Here is a 24,139-nt window from a genome sequence, read left to right as displayed (position 1 = left end):
TTTGGCGATCTCACCAACCGATCTCTTTTTGTGTGTTATCTTATACAAAAATAGAGATCGTAAACTCAGTCCCTTTACCCAATTCTGATATGAAAGCTATAGTTCCACCATGTTTTTCTTGGACAATTTTGTAGGTGATCGCCAGTCCCAAACCCGTACCTTTTCCCACCCCCTTGGTTGTAAATCCTTGCTCGAATATTTTTGCTTTCACCTCTTCTGGTATTCCCCTGCCATTATCTGCAATTCTAACTATTATACATTTTTTATCTTGACTAAATTCTGTGCTTATAGTAATGCAATTGGGTTGTGTTTCTATTTCTGTAAATGCTTTTCCTGCATTGCTTTCATCCAAGGCATCAATGGCATTAGACAAAAGATTCATAAAGACTTGATTGATGGGGCCAACATAACAGTTCACTTCAGGAATATCGCCATAGTTTTTCACGATCTCAATAGCGGGTCGTTCTTCATTAGCTTTCAGTCGATATTTGAGAATTAAGAGAGTGCTATCTAGACCCTCATGGAGATTAAATTTAACTTTTTCACCGGCATCACTGCGAGAAAAAGTTCGCAACGACGTACTAATATTTTGAATGCGATCGCATCCCGTTTGCATCGATGCAATTAGTTTAGGAAAATCTTCCCGAATAAAATCAGGATCAAACTCTTCAATCTCGTCCAGAATTGACTCAGGAGGAGACGTGTTTTCTTGATAGAGAGCCAGAATTTCGAGCAAGTCTTGCAAATAGTCTTGTGCAGCGCCAATATTCCCACCAATAAAACCGAGAGGATTATTAATTTCGTGGGCAACTCCTGCCACCAACTGACCTAATGTAGCCATTTTTTCCCCTTGGACTAATTGCAGTTGGGCTTCTTGAAGCTCCTCTAAGCGTCGGCACAATTCTTGGTTGGTCTGTCCCAATTGTTCATTCATCTGTTGCAGTAACGCATTTTGTTCCGCTAATTTTAGATCTTGAAGTTCGTTTTTTTGCTGTAATTCCTGTTGTAAGCGGTGCAAAGAGAGATGATTTTTTACCCTCGCCCAAACCTCTTCCGCCTGAAATGGCTTAGTGATATAATCAACTCCACCGACTTCAAAGGCCTTTAATTTGTCTAGAACCTCATCAAAAGCACTGACAAAAATCACAGGAATATCTCGCGTTCTTTCATCCTCTTTGAGGTGCTGACAGACTTGGTAGCCATCCATCTCTGGCATGGAAATATCCAGTAATATCAGGTCTGGATAGTCTAAATGAATGCCTTGGAGGGCTAATTTACCGCTCGGAATGGGTCTAACGGTATATCCTTTCTCTGATAACAAACCCATCAATAGTTGTAAGTTAGCGGGACTATCATCAATAATTAAGATATTGCCTGAATCGCCGTTCATTTGCTCACTATTCATAGAGGTTGATATTATTCGGTCAGTAAATTTAGAATTTTCTGATAGTCAAAGCGATCGCAACATGCTTTGATCGCCTGAGCTAAAGCGGGATCGTCAGCAGCAATCTCGTCTAGAACTATGGCTAACAGCTTCAGATTGCCCGTGAGTAACAATTCCTGCAATTGTTGCCGAAGAGTCTCTGGGAGTTCCATCAACGCTTCGCGGGTTAATGTATTTTCTGTGGAAGTTGCACTGGAAGTGTCAATTTCTTCGGGGCCTTCATAAACATACCGCACCCCTAAATGTTTCTGTATAGCCTCAAGGATTTCTTCTTGTCGAAATGGTTTGCGTAAAAAGTCATCGCAGCCAGCAGAGACAACCACGGCTCTCTCTTCTTCTAAGACACTAGCAGTGAGGGCAATAATCACCGTATTTTGTCCTTGAATCGTCGCTTTGATGCGCCGTGTTGCTTCGTATCCATCCAGAACTGGCATCCTCATATCCATCCAAATCAAGTGCGGTTCCCAACTGTGCCAAGTTTCTATGGCTTCTTTGCCATTGCTGGCTTCTTTAAGTTCAAACCCCAAGGGAGATAGCAATTGGTTTAATAACTTACGATTCAAAGGCTTGTCATCGACCAGTAAAATCCGGTAGCGAGGTTGACCGGGTTCGAGGGCGATAACATGCCGTTTCGGTCTGCGCTCTTCGACTTGGTCTCGTTCTACAGGAATAGCATTGATATCAAATTGAAAGACTGTGCCTTTTCCAACTTGGGAGTGAACCGTCAGCTCACCTCCCATCAATTGCACAAAGGAACGGCTGATCGTTAGGCCTAATCCGGTTCCCTCTTGGGACTTTTTGCCGCTGGTGGTTTGGGAAAATGCTTCAAAGAGCTGGTCTAATTCTTGTTCTGCAATTCCAGCTCCGGTATCTTCTACTTCAAAAATCAGTTTAACCTGGGTATTGGAGTAGATGGGACTAGGTGCAACTCTCACCGATACTCCTCCCGTTTCTGTGAATTTAATAGCATTGTTAATCAAGTTAATCAGAATTTGGCGCACTTTGAGTTCATCGGTACAAATATACCGGGTTAAATCCGGCTCCCACGCTACTACTAAGTTGAGTCCTTTTGCCTCTGCTTTCAAGTGTAGTAAATCTTCTATATCGGATAGTAAGCGGTACAGATCAAAATTCTTGGGATTCAGAGTGGTTCGTCCAGCTTCAATTTTCGAGAGGTCGAGAACATTGTTAATCAAGGTCAGCAAATGTTCTCCACTACGGTTGATAATGCTAACGTTTTCCTGCTGTTCTTCTGGCAGGGTTTGGGAGCGAATCATCAGTTGGGAAAAACCAAGAATGGCATTGAGGGGCGTTCTCAGTTCGTGACTCATGCTGGCAATAAAGTTGCTTTTTGCAGCGCTGGCAGTATCGGCTTTTTCTTTGGCAAGTTGGAGTTCGGCAGTGCGTTCTTGAACTCTCAATTCTAATTGTTGCGCTTGCTCTCTGAGTTGGGACTCTGATTTTCGTAGGGCGGCTTCAGCTTGTTTTTGTTCAGTAATATCGCGCAGAATAATGACATTTTCTTCAAAAAAGTTGTGGGTTAATTCTGAGGTGGACATTTCTAGGACGATCGCCCGTTCCCCCAAGATTAATTGCTGTTCGCTCAGTCGCGGCCAACTTTCTACAGTATCCGGCAAATTTCTTAAATAGTCTTTGAGGGGGCGGCCGATCAGGTCGCGTCTATCGGTTTCAAATAATGCGGTCATGGCTGGGTTAACTTGGCGAATAACTCCCAGGCGGTCAATCGCTCCGATGGCATCTTGGGCAATGGTAAATAAAAGTTCTGCTTGTTCTCTGGCTTCGGCAATTCTAGCAACTTGAGGTAAGCTCGTCCAACAGGCGATCGCTACTCCTACAAATCCCACCGTTAAGATAACAATCACTAGCACGCTATTTCGGATCTCTGGGGGTAGCCAGTGGAATCGAGAACTCATCGACCAACCGAGTGCTGCTGCCCCGCAAACGAGAAAGATCAATACCGAGACTTGAAGCCCAACAAAATCATTAAAATCTCCGGCTGGCCTCATTTGATAGCGCTTGTTCCACCAAGTGGGCTGAAAAATGGGCAGTTTTAAGGACAATTGATAGATCGCGCGATCGCCTAAAATCAGTACGATGGGGATAGCTAAACCGACACAAAAATCAGTCACGCTCCAAGCCAAACCGCCAACCACCAGCACCAGGGTTTCGATTATTAGAAAACCGAGAGACCACCACGGCCAAAGCACTTCCGGCTTTTCACGATTGAGCCATAGTCCTAGATGAAGCACCATCATGGAAACGAGATAGCCAATTCCGGTGATCGAGATAATCCGCAAAACATTTCCCCAAATTAAACAAGCGATGCTAATGATTAGTGTGGCAGTGAGGGCAGGGCCTAAAACACCTCGACGGGACACCACGCCAAATACTGGGGCAATATAGTCATCAAGAGCAAGTTGGTAGAGAACCCTGGCACTTAGGGCGACTGTGGTGGCACAACTGAGCAAAGAGGCAAAGGCAATAAGCAATACAATTAATACGGTAGCCGAGTCTCCCCAAAAGGACTGAGCGCTTTGGATCAGGTTGAGCAGAGCATCGTCTCCGAATGTGCGATCGCTATCCAATCTCATCACAACCCAAGAGCCGCCAATATAGACAATGGGTAATAGTCCAGCCGTCAGTTTCAGATAGTGGAGTGCTGAACTGGGTTGGCGACTGTCAGCAATAAAGGCCGTTGCACCTTCACTGGCATAAACAGCATAGACCGCGACTAAATACCATTTTGCCCATTCTACTGGAGCAAAGGGAGACCAGCGATCGGGGAAAAAGCCTGGACTGTCCGGAGACAGAACTAACCACCCCAATCCCTGAATCGCAAAAACTAGGAGGAAGCCGATCGCCGGCAGCATAAAGATCAGGTGTAGAATGGCTAGGGCGCGGTTGCCACTGAACGCTAGGATAAAGGCAATTAAGGTAAAGCCAATATTGAGAGCCGTATTGGGGATCTCAATGCTATAGGGCGTTAGGAGCGCTGCAATTAAATCCGTCAAAACAATAGCATTGATCGGAATCAGAGCTGCCCAACTAATGAAGTAACCACTGGCTGCATATAAACCCAAACCTGGATAAGACTTTAGCAAGCGGGTTGCGTAGTTGGATGTGCCGCCCGACATCTCCGGCCAATAACTGCCCAACCGAGCTAATTGGAGATTGAGTAAGATCGCCACAATAACAGCAGGCAACCAAACCCATAGTGCTTGAGGGCCCAAAGCATAATGCATTCCAATCACTGTTCCCGGCCAGACTAATAATCCCGTGAGGCTAAATCCAAAATCTTCTAAGCGACTAAAACTACGAGTTAGCCGCATGGTTAGTTTCTGATGTTGATGTTGGGCGACTAAGCGGGACATAGGCTAGAGTAGCAATTATTTTAGTTTCCCAGAAGTAAATGAATACTTGAATCTGGATCGGGTCAATCGGCTGACTATGGATTGGTTAACCTACCAGCAGCCAGTAGGATAGCGAATCGACTTTTCTCCCATAGTTGCTCTAACTCTTTTTACTCCCTAGCATCTAGCTCAGTCAACATATAGCATTTTCCCTTGGTAATAGGTTATGGAGATGACAGGGAAGGGAGTTTGATTCCTATCGGCGATCGCCTTTAGGATAATTGTGTTAGCTTAATCTGAAGTTTCTGTTCACTCTTCGACCTACCCAGTCGGAAAAAAAACTCTATTTTTTTATTCAATAACTTAAGAGGACTAAACCCTTGACTCCCCCTAATAAGATCTCTGTTCGCAAACGCACAGTCACGATCTGTATCGCCCTTACAGTTTGGACAATCTGGTTAAGCTTACTCGGTATCAATCGAGCTATTTCTTATGTTATGGAGTATTGGGAAATTGCTTTAACGATGATCTTTGGATCGGCAGTTTCTGGAGGAACAAGTCTGGGAGGAGCAGCAGTTATTTTTCCTGTATTTACTAAGATTTTACATATTGACCCCTCAGAGGCTAAAATATTTTCCTTAGCCATTCAAAGTATCGGCATAACAGCCGCCGCCATAGGGATCGTCTTGACCGGCATTCGAGTCGATTGGCGGGTTATTTGTTGGGGCAGTATTGGAGGTCTAATCGGTATGGTTTTCGGTGCAATTTTATTAGCCCCTGTTTTGCCTCCAGATGTAATAAAAATGTCATTTACAGTTCTACTCGCTAGTTTTGGGATTACATTATTAGCCTTAAACCGATTACCGAGAGAAGTCCATCTAGGGATGCCAATCTGGACGGCAAATGAGCGAATCATCTGGCTACTCGCTGGAACTATGGGCGGAATCATTAGTAGTCTAGTCGGTAGTGGAATTAATATATTTTGTTTTTCTGTGATGGTGATTCTCTTTCGATTTTGCGAAAGAGTTGCTACGCCAACTTCTGTAATTTTGATGGCCACAAATGCTGTTTTTGGATTTGCGTTTTATGCCTGGATATTGAATGATTTTATAGAGCCTGTTCGGAGTTACTGGTTGGCAGCAATTCCTGTGGTTGTGGTCGGCGCTCCTCTGGGGGCAATATTATCTTCTCTCTTAACTCGGCAAACTCTTGCTAATATAGTAATTGGCTTGATTTCGCTAGAAATCATCAGTTCTTTATTACTGGTGGAGATGACTTCACTCGCTATCTATTCTAGCTTAATTGCTATGATGTTTTTTTCGGGTCTGAATTACTGGATGTACCGGACTAATATCTATAGTAAGGAATCAGTTGATTAGGACAGTTGGGTTATGTTTTGAGGCAATAGGGTTAGAGTTTATATGAAATCGATCGTAAAAAAGAAAAGATATTCGAGATTCAATCTATGACTACTGAATTAACTAAAGGTGCACGATTTAATCTGTCCCAAAACTATCCCGATCTACAAAAAATCCAGATAGCAGTGGGTTGGAGAACTACAGAGTCGGGATATGATATTGATGGTTCAGTGTTTATGTTAGGGGCAAATGGATTGATTCCCGCCGAAGAATATTTTGTATTTTATAATAATCCCCGATCGCCCGATCGCGCTTTGCAACGACTAGAAGATTATCGAGAAGGTCGGCAAAGCTTTATGCTTGATTTGAGTCAAATTAGCCCAGTGATTACTGAACTGGTGTTTGTGGTCACTATTGATGAAGGAGTGGCAAAAAATCAAAGTTTTCGTCACGTTGACCAAGCATTTATGGCGATCTCCAATCCCCAAACCCAGGAAGAATTAGTCCGTTATGCTTTAACTGAGGCATTTACCTCAGAAACAGCCCTAGAATTTGGTCGCATTTATCAAAAAGGAGGACAATGGCGTTTTCATGCCCTGGGTCAAGGATATAATTCTGGATTACAAGGCTTTTTAGACCAATATCATCAAGAAGGAGCCACTCCACCTGCTCCTCCACCTGCTGCCCCCGAACCCATCCGCAGAGCAAAAGCGATTGAATTAGAGAAGAAATTGGAAAAGGAAGCACCTCTATTATTCGATTTAGTCAAAAAAGCCGATATTTCTTTGCAAAAGGCAAATTTAACTGACCATCAAGCGCAAGTTGCCCTCTGTTTAGATGTTTCTGGTTCTATGTACTCACTCTATCATTCAGGGAAAATTCAACGGTTAGCGGAAAAAATATTAGCCCTCGGTTGTCGGTTTGATGATGATGGAGTGATTAAGATTTTTCTGTTTGCCGGAAATTCCCAGGATATGGGTGAGATGACGGTCGAGAACTTCCATAATTTTATCGGTCAAGCTCAAAATCAATATCGAGGTTCAGGAGGAACTAACTATTCTCCCGCATTGCAAGCCATTAGAAATACTTATTTTCCTGATGCGAGAGGTGGAAATCGGCGATCGCCATTTAAGGCTAATGTACCAGTTTACGTGATGTTTGTCACCGATGGGCGACCGTTCGATCGTGACCCGTCCGAACAACAGTTAAAATGGTCATCCTATGAGCCGATTTTCTGGCAATTTATGGCGATTGGGAAATCGAGTAAAGATGTCACATCGAAGCGTGGGGGCATTTTAGGCTTTTTGAGGGGCGGCAGTCAATTTGAGTTTTTAGAAAATTTGGATGATTTGGAGGGACGATATATCGATAATGCAGATTTCTTCAGTGTAGAAGATCCAGAGGCGATCGCCGACCAAGAGCTGTACGATCTACTGATGACAGAATATCCCAACTGGCTCAAAACTGCCCGCGATCGAGGTTTACTACCCTAGTGATGCCCATGAAATCTGCTTCTAGCGGCGATCGGCCTCAGCGCTATCTCCTGTTTTACAAACCTTACAATGTTCTCTGTCAATTCACGGATAATAATCCCCATACCCAAGGCAAATCAGCCAGGAAAACCCTGAAGGATTATATACCTGTTCCTGGGGTTTATCCCGTGGGTAGATTAGACCGGGATAGTGAAGGATTGCTGCTCTTAACTAATGATGGCATTCTACAGCATCGTCTCTCTGACCCGCGCTATGGCCATCCGCGCACCTACTGGGTACAAGTAGAACGCATTCCTGATGACCAGGACTTAAATCCCTTGCGTCAAGGCATCACGCTCAAAGACGGTAAAACTCGGCCTGCCCAAGTACAAATTATCCCTGAACCGAATCTTCCAGAACGCAATCCACCGATTCGCCACCGGAAAACCGTCCCCACATCTTGGTTGGAAATAACACTCACGGAAGGACGAAATCGTCAGGTACGGCGGATGACAGCACCGGTAGGATATCCGACATTAAGATTAGTGCGGGTTTCCTTAGCAGGGTTAGGAGTAGGAGCTTTAAACCCTGGCCAATGGCGCGATTTGACCCCGGAAGAAGTGGGCAATATAGCAAGGAGCTGGTTAAGTTAGGACAGCTAAATTGTGGTTTTAGGGAACAGGCAATAGGAAATGTCTTCATTCTCCCTTCTTTTGCTATACAAAATCAGTGGGCAGAAAGCACAAACAACCAGAAATGCTAATTTGTTGATTTAGGAATGACGAAATTAATGGCTGCTCGCAAAGCGAAAGAAAAATTTGTTGTTGAAATTAAAAGATTTACGAACCCTTGGGCGATCGCTGATTTAAGAATAAGTTTTGGGTCAATATTTGATTGAGACTGAAGGGTCAGAAACAGCGCTCTTAGGGAAGCGGAGCAGTGCAGTTTAATCTACCACTCGTAGACGACCTTGGCGTAATCCTTCAAATACTCGATCGATTTGGCGTTGATCGGCAAAACTTAGGGCATCTTTAGATAACAATAATCTCATAAAACCCTCTTGATCGGCGCGAGAAATTTGGCGAGTTTCAAAAATTCGCTCTATAATTTGCTCAAGATTTACTGTTGATGGACTAGCTAAACTCGTTTTCATCTCAATTCTATTGGTAAATAGGAAACTTAAGAGGATTAGATCGCACAGTCAGATTGAAGAACAGGCGACATACTCCTGGAGATGCGAAAGAAACCTTTTAGTTAAATTATACTGGATTTCAGAAAATAGTGCAGGCAGGTCAAGGGATGAAACGACGGACTTTTTTCCTTATAAGTAGCGCGATCGCCTCTTTAGGCGCAACTCTGAGTGCCCTAAGTCGCTCTTCTTCCCGCTCTCCAGTGGTTTTGGCTAATTCAGGAACTCCTTTACCGGAGCGAATTTTGGGCAAAACGGGGGAGAGCTTACCGGTTTTTGGCTTAGGAGGAGCAGGAAAAACGCCCCTATCCTGGAATGGAGCAGAGTCAGAGGCGATCGCCATTATTGAACGGGCACTAGAATTGGGCATTCGTTATTTTGATACAGCCGCTAGTTATGGTCCTAGTGAAAATTATTTAGGAAAAGTTTTACCCTCCTATCGATCACAAGTATTCTTAACCACGAAAACGGCTGCTCGCGATCGCGATGGTGCTTGGCGAGAGTTAGAACAGTCTTTGAAGCGTTTGCAAACCGACTATTTGGATGCTTGGCAATTTCACCATGTCTCTTTTGGGGAAGAATTGGATCGCATATTTGCCCAAGATGGGGCGATCGCTGCTTTAGAAGAAGCCAAAGCCCAAAAAATTGTTCGGTTTAGTGGCATTACCGGACACCATGAACCCGCTATTCTTGTAGAAGGATTAAACCGTTATCCCTTTGATACCACGCTGGTGTCGATCAACGCAGCCGATAAACATCATCCCCGTCCCTTTATCCCCACAGTTTTACCCGTTGCCCAACAAAAAAATGTTGGTGTTATAGCCATGAAAATCCCTGCCTATGGCAAACTTTTAGAACCCGGAAGATTAACCAGTATGGATCAAGCCCTAGGCTATATTTTATCCCAACCTGAAATTCATTCCTGTATTGTTGCTGCTGAACATGTCACTCAACTGGAAGAAAATGTTAAGGTGGCCCAAGCCTTTCAATCCCTATCCTTAGACCAACTCGAAGCCATTGAAAAACTTACCGCCGAAACTTGGCAAGAAGCCACATTTTTCCGCCGTTGGACTTAATGAAGTTTAACGATAATTTTCTTGACTTGTATTGACTCTCGTGGTATTAGACAGGGTATCCTCTTATGGTGAAGTCAAATAGGTTATGTTTGATCGAATTAAAAACCAAGCCCAAGAAAGAGCCGCCGAAGTTGCAGATGCAGCTCAAGAAAAAATTGAAGATGTTATTGATGAATTTAACAAATTTCTGCCCTTAGCAGAAGACCTAGGTTTAAGCCTAGATAGCTTTAATATTGAAGCTGGAATTTTACCGGAAATCAATGCGACTTTAATCGGTTCTGTTGATCAAATTGATAATGAAACCGTTGAGCGCATCATTGCCGAAAATGAGAATAACCAGCTCTTAGTCGCTGCCCTAAAAGCTGTCTTGATGGCCAAAGGCTTTCATGAAAAACTCGAGGGCGTGTATATTCAGATCCTACAAGATTTGGTCATTGATATTAAATTGGGTATTCCTCCCAGTATTTCTTGTAAATTCAAAAAATCGAATCACAACAACGACAAAAAAGAGAAGTAAAGTGCTTCGCGTAGGCTTGCTTTGCAATAGCTTGTATAGCTTAGGTTCTAAGGCTTCAAGCTGTACCTCATAGAAGAGAGAAACGCTATAATACCAGTAGGGGCGAAAAACAAAAACTTTTCGCCCCTATTGTCTTTTTCCGGACTTCTGCAAGAAGTCTACTGAAGGTTTCACCCAACTTTGTGTTCCATCTGCCCAACATTCGTTTTTCCAGATGGGAGCATCTTCCTTGAGTGCATCAATGGCATACTGACAAGCAGCAAAGGCTTCTGCTCGGTGAGGACTACCCACGGCAATAATCACACTCACTTCACCAATTTCCAAATATCCTAACCGATGGTGAATCACCACTCGATTTACGCTAGGATAGGCTTGATGAATACGTTGGGTAATCTGCTTAAAGATTTCTAGAGCCATCGGTTCATAGGCTTGATAATCGAGAGCCATCACCGGTTTCCCTTCGGTTTGATTGCGAACCATACCGCTCATCAGGGCGATCGCCCCATTGCCGGGATCTTCTGCTAAATGATACACTTCTTCTAACGAGAGGCGATCGCGAGTAATCTTAAACTGCTCTAACATAACACCATAGCCATCATTCACTAAACCTATCTAAACATGAACTCCCCGCCCCTCCTTCAAGGTTACCTGAAAACCGTCCATCATATTGCCCTCAACGTCAAAAACATGGACGCTTCCCGGCACTTTTACGGTCAAATCCTAGGCTTAGAAGAACTCACGGGCGAACAAGTCCCCGAAACCCTCATTAACCTCGTCGCTGCTGGAAAAGTTGCCAACTTTCGCACTCCCGATGGCATCATTATAGACCTGTTCTGGGAAGCTGAATTATCTCCCCCAGACCCCAATCCTAAAACCCAATTTACCCGCGCCAACCATCTCGCCTTTGATATTGCCCCAGAAGACTTCGATCGTGCCGTTTCTGTCCTCCAGCATCATCAAGTAGAGATCGATCGCGGCCCCGTCAGTCGCCCCACAGGACGTGGAATTTACTTCTACGATCCCGATGGTTTTCTCGTCGAAATTCGCTGCGATCCCGATTAATTATTTTATCAGATTTTACCCTTAAAAATGGCAAGCACTTCCACCTTATCTTTACCCAAAATGGGATGCGGAACCTGGGCATGGGGCAATCGATTACTCTGGCAATATGACCCTACCATGGATCGAGACTTACAAAACGTCTTTAATCTCTGTGTGAGCAATGGCATTACCCTATTCGACACTGGAGATTCTTATGGAACCGGTAAATTCAATGGCCAAAGTGAAAAGCTCCTCGGACAATTTGCCCAAGAGTGTATTGCTGCCAATATAGATAGTCTTTGTATCGCCACCAAACTCGCCCCTTATCCTTGGCGTTTCACCCGAAATGCTATGGTGCAAGCCGGAGAAGCATCCGCTCAACGCTTGCAACGACCCATTGATTTAGTGCAAATGCATTGGTCTACTGCTAATTATGCCCCTTGGCAAGAATGGGCACTCTTAGATGGGTTAGCTGATTTATATGAACAGGGAAAAGTAAAAGCAGTGGGTTTATCCAATTATGGGCCCAAACGATTGCAGAAAGTTGTCAAACACTTGCACAACAGAGGGATTTCTATTCTCACCCTACAGGTACAATATTCTCTCTTATCCACCGCTCCAGTGACCCAACTCAATCTGAAAGCGGTCTGCGATGATTTGGGCATCCAACTGATTGCCTATAGTCCCTTAGCGTTAGGATTGTTAACCGGAAAATATACAGAATCTGGCCCCTTACCTCAAGGACTGCGTAAGGGGTTATTTCAGGAGTTATTACCCCAAGTTAAACCAGTTTTAGAATGTTTACACGCGATCGCCGAATTTCACCACAAAACGCCCTCGCAAGTCGCATTAAATTGGTGTATGGCTAAAGGCACAATTCCTATCCCTGGTGCAAAGAATACCCGTCAAGCCCAAGAAAATATCGGTGCATTAGGTTGGTCTTTAACCCCTGGGGAAGTCGATGAATTAGATCGAGCGGCTGCGGGATTGAAAAAGGGAATGGTCAAAAACATTTTCCAGACAGGTTAAGGGAATAGGCAATTAGGCAATAGGCTATTTCTGTGCGTCCCCGTGTCTCCCTATTCACGCTATCGTCCAGCAACGCGCGATTGGGACATAGCCAGTAAAATCATGCTGGGGTCAACCCATTGACCCGCGTATTTCAAACCCCAATGCAAGTGGGGGCCACTAGTACGTCCAGTCATACCCACTCTAGCAATGCGATCGCCAGAATTCACCATCTGACCTTCCCAAAGAATAATGCCACCAGCCTGATCCATCAAATAGGGACGACCTTGATGGGTTCCTACCCGTCCCTTGACATGGCAATAAATATGCTCCCAATATCCTGACTCAATCACAATCCCTGTGCCGCAGCGATTATCTTCCCACACTTCCACGACCCTTCCAGTCCACCAACTGCGAATATAACTACCATAGGGAGCGGCCAAATCTAAACCGTAATGATAGCCTCCACCACGGGGCCCAAACCGGGACGTATACTCCACAAAATTTTCCACAGGAAATGAAGCACTATTCCAACCCCTCATGGCCGCCATTGGTACCGATTCTACCACCTGGCCTCGATCAATCTCGATACTTTGAGTTGGCAATCCCGTTGCATTCAACCCCAACGTCAGGCTTAAGCCCAAAAACGCTTTCCAGAACCCTAATCTATGTTTGCGTGCTACCATGATTCCTCTGTGCGATCGCTCTAGATAATGTACTAAAAAATCTATGTTTAGACCATTCTCATTGCTGTTGCGATCATCCGGATACCCCAGACTATCACTTCAGCTCATCTGCATTTTATAAAAAAATCTAAAATCCCGATGGCCATAACTCATTCAATGCGATACCTTAAAGGATTATTGTACGCAGATTAAGTCATCATCAAGATCATCAATGGAACCTGATTTATTGCCCACAGAGATTATTGTCACCCATCCCCGTGAGAACTTAGGCAAAATTCAACTCGACTGGACTCCCCAACCGGGAAACTATCTTAATATTGAAGGCAAAACCTATACTGTTCTGGAGCGTCGTCATCGCTATACCCTAAAATCGGGCCAATATCGTTTACACAAAATTGCCCTCTATGTTCAACCGTCCTCCCCTCCCAGAGAACAAAGCTTAGTCGAGGGACGGTGGATTATTGGCGATAGTACTTGTCGCTTTAATGCCTTATCTGAATTAATTCGTTGTGCAGTCTATCCAGAAGGCCCCTGTTCTAGTTGTAGATTCTATGAACAGAGAACTTAAGCTGTATTAATCTTCATTGTCTAGTCATCGGGATAATGATATTTATGCCAATGACGAGCAATATCTACCCGACGACAAATCCAAATCCGCTCGTGCTGTTGCACATAATCTAAAAAGCGAGCCAAAGCTGCCGCTCGTCCAGGTCTTCCTGCTAATCGGCAATGTAGACCAATACTGAGCATTTTGGGACTCTCTTCACCTTCTGCGTACAAGAGGTCAAAGGCATCTCGCAGATAAGTAAAAAACTGATTTCCACTATTAAAGCCTTGGTAAGTGGCAAACCGCATATCATTGGTATCTAGAGTATAGGGAATGACCAAGTGGGGTGGGCCATACTCCATGATCCAGTAGGGTAAATCATCAGCATAACTATCTGCATCATACAAAAAACCCCCAGCTTCTATCACCAGTCTCCGGGTATGGGGACTCACTCGACCGGTATACCATCCCAAGGGACGAGACCCAGTTACTTGAGTATGGATTTCTATAGCTTTTGTAATATGTTCTCGTTCGGTTTCTTCGCCAATATGTTGATAGTCAATCCAGCGGTAACCATGGGAGGCAATTTCCCAGTCTGCTTGTTTCATTGCAGCTACGGCTTCTGGATTGCGCTCTAAGGCCATGGCTACCCCATAGATGGTGACGGGGATTTGGCGTTTCGTAAACAGGCGATAGAGTCGCCAGAATCCAACTCGACTTCCATATTCATAGATGGATTCCATGTTCATATTACGAACTCCATCTAAAGGTAATGCACCTATAATTTCTGAAAGAAAAGATTCAGAATGAGAATCACCATGAAGAATACAGTTTTCTCCACCTTCTTCGTAGTTAATGACAAATTGAACCGCAATTCTGGCTTGATTTGGCCATTGAGGGTCAGGAGGATGTTGGCCATAACCAATGAATTCACGAGGCGATTGAGGGAGCATAACAACCGTCCAAATGTTTTATTTCATGTCTACATCTTGCCAAGGTTAACTTTGAAGTTCTTCCAGCTCTAAGGTTAACGAAGGCATTAACCGTTGTAAATTTTTCAAAGATTTTCCTTGCCAAGGAATCCCTTTTGATCCTTTGACGACCATGGCCATATCTTTCTTCTGACGAATTTTAATTACGAATTTCGAGAGCATACTAATCCCTGAACTATTCAGAAATTCCAAGTTTCGTAAATTCAACGTAATCATAGGAGGCTGTTGTTCAGCAATCTCTTCTAAAATTTGTACAATCGGGGCATATTCATCCATGCCACTTAACCGTAGAGAGCCTTGAAAACTAATGGTTTTCGTTTCATCATCATAGTATACGTTGTAGTCCTCTGTTTTTATTTCGATAGTCATTCATTCATTCTCCTTAGTGTCTATAATTATTTTTGATTGTCTTTAACTACACTTAAACAGGATTAAGTGCTAATCAATTTATATGGGGAGTTGTACCATAGTAGTTACTTTAATTACACCATGATGATCGGGAACCGTTTCAAAGTTCCATCCCAACTTGGCAAAGTAGTCATTAAGCATGGTCAACAGTCCTAATCCTGAATTAGAGCTGCTCTCTTCTTGGGCACTACTTTCGAGTTGTTCCAAGTATAGAGTTTGAGGATCGCCTTGCTCTATTTTTTTCAAGAACGTTTGGAATTTATTCACATTTTGACGGGGGATACTGTTCGAGGTTGTAAAGATGATTTTATCTTCTCGCACTTGCAGACGAATACTAATCGGAAATTCTGAAGTTTCGTCGTTAAACTTCATGGCATTTTCTAATAATTCATTGGCAATGTAGCTGACCGCACTCTTGACTTCTGCTTGCTGTTGTTCTGAAATATCATCTTTGGCAGGGAAAAAAGTAGTCAGATAGTCAGCGAGGAAGTCTGCTGATAAGCCATTGTTGCGCCAACGCTGTTTTAAGGGAACAGAGCTGGGGGAAAATCCAATAATTAAGTATTCTGGACTCTCCGGTAAGTCGTCGATATAGTCACCAAAAGTTTCTGCCATTTTTGAATTCACCTTTGACCATTTTTCTTGCTCTATGGATTTAAATATATTCTATATAGCGTTTCTTTTTTCTCCTTAGATTTGGATAAATGAGACGGGACTTGTTCATTGTACTATGGATATTTGCTTTGAGATCAAGGAAGTTAAGGGTAAAGGATGACCCGATCGCGGCCTTGTTTTTTTTGCTTGGTACAAGGCCACATCGGCTGCTTTGATTAATTCTCTAGGGGTAGATCCATGCATAGGATAGCAAGCAACACCAAGGGAAATGGTGACTGGAGCTAATTGTTGTCCTTGATGATGAACTTCAAGGTTTTTAACTTCTTGCCGCACTTGTTCAGCGAATTCGGCGGTCTCCTCCAGATTGCGATCCGATAGGACGAGGGTTAATTCTTCTCCACCATAGCGAAATGCAATTCCTATTTGTTCCACTTGCTTTCGTAAACATTGACCAACGGCTTGGAGGACTTTATCTCCGGCATCATGACCAAATGTGTCATTAAATACTTTGAAATGATCGATGTCAATCATCACTACCCCTAAGCAGAGGTGATGTCCTTTAGCACGATTGAGTTCTCGCTCTAAGACGTCTTCGAGGTGGTGACGATTATATAGTTGAGTTAAACTATCATGAATACTTTCTTGATGGCTTTGCTCTTCAATAAAATCTGCATGTTCAGTAATCGCCTCTAAAATAATTTCCAAATCTTCTTTCTCCCTAGAGACTATTTCTAGAAGACGATTCAGTTCAGTGGTCGAGCGTTGAAGTTTTTTTTCTACTTGCTTACGTTCCAAAACTTCTGCTCTCAGTTGTCGATTGGATTCATGAAGCAGTTTTTCTACTGTATCTGAATGTTCTATCATATTTTCTAAGAGAATTTCTAAGTCTTTTTTTTCTTGTTTGAGCATCCTAATTTCCTGACGCAAGCTTTCAAGTTCTGGTTGATATTGACTGAGAGATTGAGAGGAAACATCTCTAGTGGTAGACAGTTCAGGATAGGACATAGTAGATTCGATAGAATATTCAACACTCATAGACTGGCTTTGTATCCAGATCAACAGTTATCGTTGTTTTAACACCAATAAGGTGATATCGTCATAGATTTTCTGCTGGTCAATATGACACAAGACATCGTTAATGATATCTTGTCGAATGGCTTCTGCAGACTTTTGCCAATTTTGACTGAGAATTTGACACAGACGATCTACTCCATAGTGTACTCCATCTACATTTTCCGCTTCCGTGACACCATCCGTATAAAGAAGTACGATCTCTCCAGGCTTGAGGTAAATTTTCTCCTCAGCAAGAAAGGGGGAAATGTCAGAATCTAAACCAATGGGAAATCCTGGATCCATGGTGTCTATGCGTTCAATGATCCCCCCCTGCACGGACAATAATAATTTCTTCATGCTGACCACTGAGCTTCAGGATACCTTCATAGTAATCGAGGATCATAAATGTTAAATTTTTATCGATATTTCTATCGATACTATGATTGTGTTGCGATCGCTCTAAATGTAGTGCATTAGAAAACTGATTTCATTGTTGTGCTTTAGTGCTAAAGCGCAACAACGAAGGAAATATAATGAGTAAAGATGGTCAAGGTTGAATCGATGAAGGTCTATGACTCGTATCCCCAAATTAACTTACGATCGCGGTACGCTGATTTTGCATCCCCCACCGAAGGGAAAAACTTGGGTTGATTATGCTACTTGGGATGATCGGGTAGAAAAGTTTCGTATTTTGGCGATTCATTATCGCCAGTTAATGGAAACGTTGTGGGAGGAAAAGGCTGTATTTGATGATCGAGCCAAAGAATTTTACCCCGTAGAGTTAATTCCTGCCTTAGAAATGACTCCCTATCCCCACCAGGTGGAAGCTCTGCAAGCGTGGCGGGATGCCCAACGTCAGGGGGTGGTGGTTCTGCCGACGGCTGCGGGAAAGACCTATTTAGCTCAATTAGCCATGCAGATTACCCCCCGAACGACATTGATTGTTGTGCCAACGTTAGATTTAATGCATCAATGGTATGCCCATCTAAAGGCAGCATTTCCGGATGTGGAGGTGGGGTTATTGGGGGGCGGATCGCGCGATCGCTCTCCTGTTCTTGTGGCAACCTATGATAGTGCGGCGATTCATGCAGAGGCGTTGGGGTCTCGCTATGGGTTACTCATTTGCGATGAGTGTCATCATTTACCGACTGAGTTTAGTCGCGTGATTGCTGAATATGCGATCGCCCCCTATCGGTTAGGCTTAACTGCGACGTTAGAGCGAGCGGACGGACGACACCAAGATTTAGCCTTTTTGTTGGGGGCAACGGTGTATCAGAAAACCGCGCAAGAGTTATCAGGTAAGGCTTTGGCACATCATGAGGTGGTGCAAATTAAGGTGAAATTGTCCCAACAGGAAAAGCAGCGATATGAAGCATTAATTGAAGAGAGGAACCAGTTTCTGCGATCGTCTAACATTTTCCTCGGTTCCGTGAAAGGCTGGCAACTCTTTGTCCGCGCCAGTTGCAGGTCTCCAGAAGGTCGTAGGGCAATGTTAGCACATCGTGAGGCCAAGGCGATCGCCCTGTCAACTGATAGTAAACTCCGGGTTCTTCAAGACCTCCTTAGCCAACATTATCCCGAAAAAATCCTCATTTTCACCGCTGATAACGCCACCGTTTATCAAATTTCCCAAACTCTTCTTATTCCTGCCATTACCCATCAAACCCCCGTCAAAGAACGCCATGATATGCTTACCCGCTTCCGTCAAGGAGAATATAAAACTTTAGTCGCTTCCCACGTTTTAAACGAAGGCGTTGATGTTCCCGATGCTCGCATTGCCATTATTTTATCTGGAACCGCATCCAAGCGCGAATATATTCAACGCTTAGGGCGAGTATTGCGGAAAGGTTCTCAAAAAAATAAACAGGCTATTCTCTACGAAGTGATTGCCGAAAACACAGCAGAAGAGCGCACCTCAGAACGTCGCCGAGGAGAACCTAAAAAAGAATCTACTTCGCTCACTCCCTTACGTTTGATTTATGGTCAAGGAGAGACTCAAATCCAACGAGCAGCAGAACACTCTTCATCCTACACCACAGAAACCGAAAAGGACAAAGACAAAGACGATCTCTAAATTATGCCTCATTGCCATTAGAATGATCGGCTAACCAATGGGATAAATCTTCCAGAGCAGCTAATTGAAAAATAGCAACACTGAGTAACTCTAGCTCAGATAAAGACAACTCTTCTATCTGGGTTTTCAGACTCTGTTCCAGCTCTCCAAAACGCTGTTCGAGTAACCGCAATATTAATTTAAGTTGTCCCAAAAATTCTCCCTCTTCCCGTCCTTCTTCCCGTCCTTCTTCCCGTCCTTCTTCCCGTCCTTCTTCCCGTCCCTGTGCAAGTCCATCTATTCTCGCTTGCACCGCGTAACCTTGCTGGTCTAGCAGCCAGATTTCATTTTGGTGTAACTCTTCTGCTTCCTTTGGACTTAAATTAGCTCGATTAGCAATTTCTAGAGCTTTGCCAATTTCTGGCACTTCTTCTAGGCGACTGGGAATCATCTGTAAATTAGGTGCTTCTTTCATAAAATAAATCCATTTGTCAGTCAAGGTTTCCAAGACTTCTAGGGATTTATTGAATTTTTGCAATTCTACAAAGATGAGTTCGATCTGTTCGCCTGGATAGTCAAATGATAATTTTTTTTCCTTTAAAGAAAAGTGAGTGATAATGGGGTCAACCTTTGGAAACAGAGGAAAATCGACAATCGTTAGGGAAATCACCGGTTGCAGTCGCGTATAACTTTGGGCAACACTGAGTTGATTGCCATAGGTTTTAGCACAGTTATATAAGACTCGCTTTTTAAATGCAGGGGTGTTATATAATTGCATTTCGATCAGTACTGTAGTCCCGTTGCTTAAGATGGCTTTGACATCAAGATAGCTGTCTTTGATGATTCTAATGTCACTTTGATTAGAAGGATCGATAATGTCTAGGTCAGTAATTTCTGAGCGACCTTCATAGATCAGGGCGTTTAAGAAGCTAATCAGAATATCTTTACTTTGTTGGGAGCCAAAGATACGCTTAAAGGCGAAATCGGTTTTGGGACTGATAAATTCCATGATTTTATCCTCTAACTTTAGAATCCTGAAACTTGCTGGAGTAGATTCATTAATCCTACTTTTTTTAATTGTGCCAATTTTTGAGCATCTCGGACTAATAAAGCTCCAGCAAAACCTAGGGAATTAACGGAAATGGAGTGCCAAGAGTCCTGGGAGCGGGGAATGACCATCATCCAGCGGCGGGTGAGCAGTAAATTATAGGCTCCGGTTTGTTCAATGCCTGGGTTGTCTTGTTCTAAGCGTCCCACATGCCGCAGGAGCTGATAGTAGCAGTTAAGGCTCACCTGAGCGGCGTTTTCTGGGCTGTTAATTATCTCAGGGTCAAAAAAGCGAATCGCATGGGGAAAGGGCAGTTGATGGCTTTGATAGGGACTACTCTGAGGTGATTTGGAGTCGAATACCGTCTCGATGGGAATGGCAATGCCTTCGGGGATCAGGGGAAGGGGAACGAGTTGTAGGTGTTTGTGGGGTTGACTTGCCCCGGCATCCGTGCCACCATTGTAGAATCCGAGACCGTCAATTTCCGCTAGGGCGAACCATAAAGCTTGAAAATCGGCAAGGGTGAGCCAATTGTCCTGGGGTTCAAAATCACGGGTGACGATCAGGATATGGTGGCCTACGACGTTATATTTGTTGAGCAGACAGTGGTGGGTGGGGGAGATATTGGTAACGAAGAGGTCGCGATCGCAGGGCAAAAATGGATTAACCGGTTTGCTAAACTCTGAAGAGACTTGTTGCTTGCGTTTTTGGGCTTCTTTGCGGGCTAGGTTAGAAATAATTCTGACGAGAAAGGGAATACCCCGATCTTCGATGATTTCGTAGTCAGTGAGGATGGGATGTAGGGCCCCGCAACTTAAAGCATACTGGGTTTGTTGGCGAATTCGGTCACTTAATGTGCCAGGGGTGAATGATGGGGAATTCGTTTGCATCCGTAGTTGAGGGCCCTTAGTTTCTTCAGCCTTATGATAGGGCTTTCAGGGGCAGATTTAAACAGCCAGAGCTTCAGGTTCGCTGATGCAGAGGCGATCGCATAATATCTCAGTCACTAACTTGACATTTTCTGGCTCATGCCCTTGATAAATTTCCAGATGTGCAGAAGGAGGGGCTTCAAATAACAGGTATTCTTGGGGGAATACCACCCGTTCAAAATACCAGTTGGGAATATTGGTAATTCGGGCAATCTGAATCGATTCAGTTCCGTTTTTATAGCTACAGACTAAACGCTGAGACTGCAGTTGAGATAAGGCATCAAGAATTTGGCTCATGTTAAGAGGAGATTAGTTGACTTTTAACTAAATGGTCTGTATCTCTGAGAACGGGATCAGAGCAGGGTTATATCCCAAAAAAACATAACCCAATACTATCATACCTATTTTTTTATCTTTAGGTTGATCATGGAAAAAATACATAAACAACATGCGAATTCAGGTGATTTTTGTCTGGAAAGTAAATATTCTAGGAAACGATCCTGCTGAAATGTTGATCCTCTCATCTAGGATCAGAAATTGCCAATTGCTGGTTTGAGCGGTTGCGATCGCCCCCTTTTCCCCATATGCTAAATAAATCTAGACCAAATCTTACATAACTTGGGTCAATCGAGTTTAATTAACCATATGGGACAAAAACGTAACTTAACTGCAATCATCACAGGCGCATCCTCTGGAGTCGGCTTATACGCAACTAAGGCTATGGCTAAACGGGATAACTGGCATGTTATCATGGCTTGCCGTAACCTAGAGAAGGCTGAAGCGGCGGCTAGGGAATTGGAGATTCCCAAGGATGCGTATACAGTTATTCCTTTAGATCTAGCAGATTTACAGAGTGTGCGTAACTTTGTTAATACCTTCCATGAAAGTAAACGCGCTCTAGATGTACTATTGTGCAATGCGGCAGTATATCTACCGTTGCTGAAAGAACCCCAGCGGTCAGTAGATGGTTATGAGGTCAGTGTCGCCACGAACCACCTGGGTCATTTTCTTCTATGCAACCTACTCTTAGACGATCTGATTCAGTCTAAATTCTCCAACCGTCGCCTGATTATCCTGGGAACAGTAACAGCAAATACGAAAGAGCTAGGAGGTAAAATTCCCATCCCTGCCCCTCCTGATTTAGGCGATATGAAAGGATTGGAACAAGGATTTAAAGCCCCGATTTCTATGATTGATGGCAAGAAATTTAAATCAGGTAAAGCCTACAAAGATAGCAAACTTTGTAATATGCTCATTACCCGTGAACTCCATCGCCGCTATTATGAATCGACTCAAATTGTGTTCAATTCGCTCTATCCCGGATGTGTGGCAGATACGCCTCTATTCCGCAATCATTATCCCCTATTCCGTACAATTTTCCCCCTATTTCAAAAGAATATTACCGGTGGCTATGTTTCCCAAGAATTAGCTGGAGAACGGGTTGCCGACGTAATGGCCGAGCCAGAATATCAACAATCTGGAGTTCATTGGAGTTGGGGAAACCGCCAAAAAGAAGGCCGCCAAGCCTTCGCACAAGAACTTTCAGCCGAAGGAAGTGATATGGAAAAGGCAAAACGTTTATGGGAGTTGAGTGAAACGTTAGTGGGATTGTCTTAATTCAGAATTAAGCAAGGAAAGTCCCTCTCCTGTGAGAGAGGGCAATATCTTGTCGATTCACCAAACTAATCGTAATCAAGAGGGGCAATGGCTGTTTGCCCCTATACCGTGTCTGCTTTTCATTTAAAAACGCTATAGAACCCCTTGAGCAACTTGTCTTTCAAGAATTGATGACAGCACGAAGCGCTAATGTAACGATGGGTTTATGTTAACCATCAGTGCCCTCACATATTTCGTATCATTGTGTTAAACTCTGTTGCAGTTTAGTTACATTACGCCCCAACTGGCCCAGAAAACCCCCAGAAAATGGTACGATTCAATCCGTGTTGTGTAACGATTGTGGAGAAAACCTTTGGGTATAAGGGTTGCTGTAGTAGGATCGGGGCCAGCAGGTTCAAGCACTGCTGAGACCCTAGCAAAGGCAGGGATTGAAACTTATCTGTTTGAGCGTAAGCTAGACAACGCGAAACCCTGCGGTGGAGCTATTCCCCTCTGTATGGTCAGTGAATTTGACTTACCGCCTCAGATTATTGATCGGCGCGTAAGAAAGATGAAAATGATCTCGCCATCTAACAGAGAAGTTGATATTAATATAGAGCGGGAAGACGAATATATTGGTATGTGTCGCCGGGAAGTGCTAGATGGCTTCATGCGCGATCGCGCAGCCGAACTGGGCGCTACTTTAATTAACGGAACAGTTCAGAAACTGGAAATTCCCACCAATAGCACAGATCCCTATACCCTGCACTATAGTGACCATTCTCAGGGAGGCACGGTTGGAGTGGCGAAAACTCTCCAGGTTGATGTTGTCGTTGGTGCAGATGGAGCAAACTCCAAAGTCGCTAAAGCGATTAAAGCAGGAGACTATAACTACGCGATCGCCTTCCAAGAGCGTATCCGTATTCCCGATCATCTAATGAACTACTATGAAGACTTGGCAGAAATGTATGTCGGAGACGATGTATCGCCAGACTTCTACGCTTGGGTATTCCCCAAATACGACCATGTGGCTGTCGGAACGGGAACGATGAAAGTTAACCAAGCCAAAATTAAACAATTGCAAGCCGGAATTCGCGCTCGTGCTGCCAAGCGCTTGGTTGGCGGAGAAATTATCAAGGTGGAAGCCCACCCCATCCCCGAACATCCCCGTCCCCATCGAGTACGCGGTCGGGTTGCCCTCGTGGGTGATGCCGCAGGAACCGTAACCAAGTCTTCTGGAGAAGGAATTTACTTTGCTGCCAAGTCCGGTCGTATGTGTGCAGAGGCGATCGTCGAATTTTCCAACAACGGTCAACGCATTCCCACAGAAGACGATCTCAAGGTTTACATCAAACGCTGGGATAAGAAATATGGCCTGACCTACAAGGTACTCGATATCCTGCAACAGGTCTTCTATCGCAGCGATGCCACCCGCGAAGCCTTTGTCGAAATGTGTTCCGATAAGGACGTACAACGGCTAACCTTTGACAGCTACTTGTACAAAACCGTGGTTCCCGCGAATCCCTTGATCCAAATGAAGATTACTGCGAAAACCATTGGTAGCTTGCTCCGGGGTAATGCTTTAGCCCCTTAAGTGCTGTAACTTACTGTACGTATCGCCAATACGAATCAACATCGATAAGATCCTCCCTCTCATACAGAGGGGGGATTTTTAATGGTCATCGCCCTGGACTTATTTAGAATTATTTGCAATAATGATCTTGTTAAACCTCACG

Annotated in this window: 24 protein-coding genes and 1 pseudogene; 12 read left to right on the top strand and 13 right to left on the bottom strand. The window is 44.0% G+C overall.

The window, feature by feature from the left end; all coding sequences use genetic code 11:
* Positions 1–40: 40 nt before the first annotated feature.
* Both J7529_RS19350 and J7529_RS19345 read right to left on the bottom strand, forming a co-directional pair.
* Positions 41–1,405 (bottom strand): response regulator, encoded by a 1,365-nt coding sequence (locus J7529_RS19350; RefSeq protein WP_318730334.1) that lies wholly within the window; start codon positions 1,403–1,405, stop codon positions 41–43.
* Positions 1,406–1,416: 11 nt separating this feature from the next.
* Positions 1,417–4,836: an amino acid permease gene (locus tag J7529_RS19345; protein ID WP_318730333.1), complete on the bottom strand. Its 3,420-nt coding sequence runs from the start codon at positions 4,834–4,836 to the stop codon at positions 1,417–1,419.
* Between the two features lie 359 nt (positions 4,837–5,195).
* Here J7529_RS19345 and J7529_RS19340 point away from each other — a divergent pair, with 359 nt between their 5' ends.
* The 4 genes and pseudogenes from J7529_RS19340 to J7529_RS24820 form a co-directional block, all read left to right on the top strand.
* The gene (locus tag J7529_RS19340; protein ID WP_318730332.1) at positions 5,196–6,194 is read left to right on the top strand and encodes a sulfite exporter TauE/SafE family protein; all 999 of its coding nucleotides are present in this window, start codon (positions 5,196–5,198) and stop codon (positions 6,192–6,194) included.
* 86 nt (positions 6,195–6,280) lie between these two features.
* Positions 6,281–7,666: a TerD family protein gene (locus J7529_RS19335; protein WP_318730331.1), complete on the top strand. Its 1,386-nt coding sequence runs from the start codon at positions 6,281–6,283 to the stop codon at positions 7,664–7,666.
* Positions 7,667–7,674: 8 nt separating this feature from the next.
* On the top strand, positions 7,675–8,298 hold the full coding sequence (locus tag J7529_RS19330; RefSeq protein WP_318730330.1) for a pseudouridine synthase: 624 nt from the start codon (positions 7,675–7,677) through the stop codon (positions 8,296–8,298).
* 122 nt (positions 8,299–8,420) lie between these two features.
* Positions 8,421–8,543, top strand: a pseudogene (locus J7529_RS24820) (element excision factor XisH family protein); the annotation flags it as partial.
* A gap of 48 nt (positions 8,544–8,591) precedes the next feature.
* Here J7529_RS24820 and J7529_RS19325 read toward each other — a convergent pair.
* Positions 8,592–8,798: a hypothetical protein gene (locus tag J7529_RS19325; RefSeq protein WP_271936967.1), complete on the bottom strand. Its 207-nt coding sequence runs from the start codon at positions 8,796–8,798 to the stop codon at positions 8,592–8,594.
* Between the two features lie 146 nt (positions 8,799–8,944).
* On the opposite strand from J7529_RS19325, the gene J7529_RS19320 reads away from it, so the two are divergent.
* Together J7529_RS19320 and J7529_RS19315 are read left to right on the top strand one after the other, a co-directional pair.
* Positions 8,945–9,910, top strand: coding sequence for an aldo/keto reductase (locus J7529_RS19320; protein WP_413038932.1), 966 nt, complete (start codon positions 8,945–8,947; stop codon positions 9,908–9,910).
* An 85-nt stretch (positions 9,911–9,995) separates the two neighbouring features.
* Entirely contained in the window at positions 9,996–10,427 is a 432-nt protein-coding gene (locus J7529_RS19315; RefSeq protein ID WP_271936969.1) for a hypothetical protein, read from the top strand.
* Between the two features lie 126 nt (positions 10,428–10,553).
* Here the strand turns inward: J7529_RS19315 and J7529_RS19310 are convergent, their stop codons facing one another.
* On the bottom strand, positions 10,554–11,009 hold the full coding sequence (locus J7529_RS19310; protein WP_413038930.1) for a molybdenum cofactor biosynthesis protein MoaE: 456 nt from the start codon (positions 11,007–11,009) through the stop codon (positions 10,554–10,556).
* Between the two features lie 36 nt (positions 11,010–11,045).
* On the opposite strand from J7529_RS19310, the gene J7529_RS19305 reads away from it, so the two are divergent.
* A complete protein-coding gene (locus tag J7529_RS19305) occupies positions 11,046–11,489 on the top strand; it encodes a VOC family protein (RefSeq protein WP_318730327.1) in 444 nt (147 codons plus the stop codon).
* A 27-nt stretch (positions 11,490–11,516) separates the two neighbouring features.
* Positions 11,517–12,497: an aldo/keto reductase gene (locus J7529_RS19300; protein WP_318730326.1), complete on the top strand. Its 981-nt coding sequence runs from the start codon at positions 11,517–11,519 to the stop codon at positions 12,495–12,497.
* 59 nt (positions 12,498–12,556) lie between these two features.
* On the opposite strand, the gene J7529_RS19295 is transcribed toward J7529_RS19300, so the two are convergent.
* Positions 12,557–13,027: a M23 family metallopeptidase gene (locus J7529_RS19295; protein WP_413038929.1), complete on the bottom strand. Its 471-nt coding sequence runs from the start codon at positions 13,025–13,027 to the stop codon at positions 12,557–12,559.
* A 346-nt stretch (positions 13,028–13,373) separates the two neighbouring features.
* Here J7529_RS19295 and J7529_RS19290 point away from each other — a divergent pair, with 346 nt between their 5' ends.
* Positions 13,374–13,730 carry a DUF6464 family protein gene (locus tag J7529_RS19290; protein WP_271936973.1) on the top strand — a complete coding sequence of 119 codons (357 nt, stop codon included), beginning with the start codon at positions 13,374–13,376 and terminating at the stop codon, positions 13,728–13,730.
* A gap of 20 nt (positions 13,731–13,750) precedes the next feature.
* On the opposite strand, the gene puuE is transcribed toward J7529_RS19290, so the two are convergent.
* The 5 genes from puuE to J7529_RS19265 form a co-directional block, all read right to left on the bottom strand.
* Positions 13,751–14,662, bottom strand: a complete 912-nt coding sequence (gene puuE / locus J7529_RS19285; RefSeq protein ID WP_271936974.1) for an allantoinase PuuE — start codon at positions 14,660–14,662, stop codon at positions 13,751–13,753.
* A 45-nt stretch (positions 14,663–14,707) separates the two neighbouring features.
* Positions 14,708–15,064, bottom strand: coding sequence for a slr1659 superfamily regulator (locus tag J7529_RS19280; RefSeq protein WP_413038928.1), 357 nt, complete (start codon positions 15,062–15,064; stop codon positions 14,708–14,710).
* Between the two features lie 84 nt (positions 15,065–15,148).
* A complete protein-coding gene (locus J7529_RS19275) occupies positions 15,149–15,724 on the bottom strand; it encodes a DUF6272 family protein (RefSeq protein WP_318730323.1) in 576 nt (191 codons plus the stop codon).
* 105 nt (positions 15,725–15,829) lie between these two features.
* Positions 15,830–16,729 (bottom strand): diguanylate cyclase, encoded by a 900-nt coding sequence (locus J7529_RS19270; RefSeq protein ID WP_318730322.1) that lies wholly within the window; start codon positions 16,727–16,729, stop codon positions 15,830–15,832.
* 57 nt (positions 16,730–16,786) lie between these two features.
* On the bottom strand, positions 16,787–17,080 hold the full coding sequence (locus J7529_RS19265; protein ID WP_413038925.1) for a PP2C family protein-serine/threonine phosphatase: 294 nt from the start codon (positions 17,078–17,080) through the stop codon (positions 16,787–16,789).
* A 268-nt stretch (positions 17,081–17,348) separates the two neighbouring features.
* On the opposite strand from J7529_RS19265, the gene J7529_RS19260 reads away from it, so the two are divergent.
* Positions 17,349–18,851: a DEAD/DEAH box helicase gene (locus J7529_RS19260; protein WP_318730320.1), complete on the top strand. Its 1,503-nt coding sequence runs from the start codon at positions 17,349–17,351 to the stop codon at positions 18,849–18,851.
* Between the two features lies 1 nt (position 18,852).
* Here J7529_RS19260 and J7529_RS19255 read toward each other — a convergent pair whose 3' ends face one another.
* The 3 genes from J7529_RS19255 to J7529_RS19245 are packed head-to-tail and all read right to left on the bottom strand — an operon-like array spanning position 18,853 to position 21,104.
* A complete protein-coding gene (locus J7529_RS19255) occupies positions 18,853–19,839 on the bottom strand; it encodes an Rpn family recombination-promoting nuclease/putative transposase (RefSeq protein ID WP_318730319.1) in 987 nt (328 codons plus the stop codon).
* A gap of 17 nt (positions 19,840–19,856) precedes the next feature.
* Positions 19,857–20,768: an Ap4A phosphorylase II gene (locus tag J7529_RS19250; RefSeq protein ID WP_318730318.1), complete on the bottom strand. Its 912-nt coding sequence runs from the start codon at positions 20,766–20,768 to the stop codon at positions 19,857–19,859.
* 57 nt (positions 20,769–20,825) lie between these two features.
* Positions 20,826–21,104, bottom strand: coding sequence for a DUF1830 domain-containing protein (locus J7529_RS19245; RefSeq protein ID WP_318698846.1), 279 nt, complete (start codon positions 21,102–21,104; stop codon positions 20,826–20,828).
* A gap of 348 nt (positions 21,105–21,452) precedes the next feature.
* Between J7529_RS19245 and J7529_RS19240 the strand changes: the two genes are divergently transcribed.
* On the top strand, positions 21,453–22,424 hold the full coding sequence (locus J7529_RS19240) for a protochlorophyllide reductase (protein ID WP_318730317.1): 972 nt from the start codon (positions 21,453–21,455) through the stop codon (positions 22,422–22,424).
* Between the two features lie 352 nt (positions 22,425–22,776).
* Positions 22,777–23,997, top strand: coding sequence for a geranylgeranyl reductase (gene chlP, locus J7529_RS19235; RefSeq protein WP_318730316.1), 1,221 nt, complete (start codon positions 22,777–22,779; stop codon positions 23,995–23,997).
* Positions 23,998–24,139 lie beyond the last annotated feature (142 nt).

The organism is Roseofilum sp. Guam (genome assembly GCF_017746735.1).
Taxonomy (GTDB): domain Bacteria; phylum Cyanobacteriota; class Cyanobacteriia; order Cyanobacteriales; family Desertifilaceae; genus Roseofilum; species Roseofilum reptotaenium.
The sequence above is the reverse complement of the archived record's forward strand: the minus strand, read 5'-3'. Positions and strand labels throughout refer to the sequence as shown.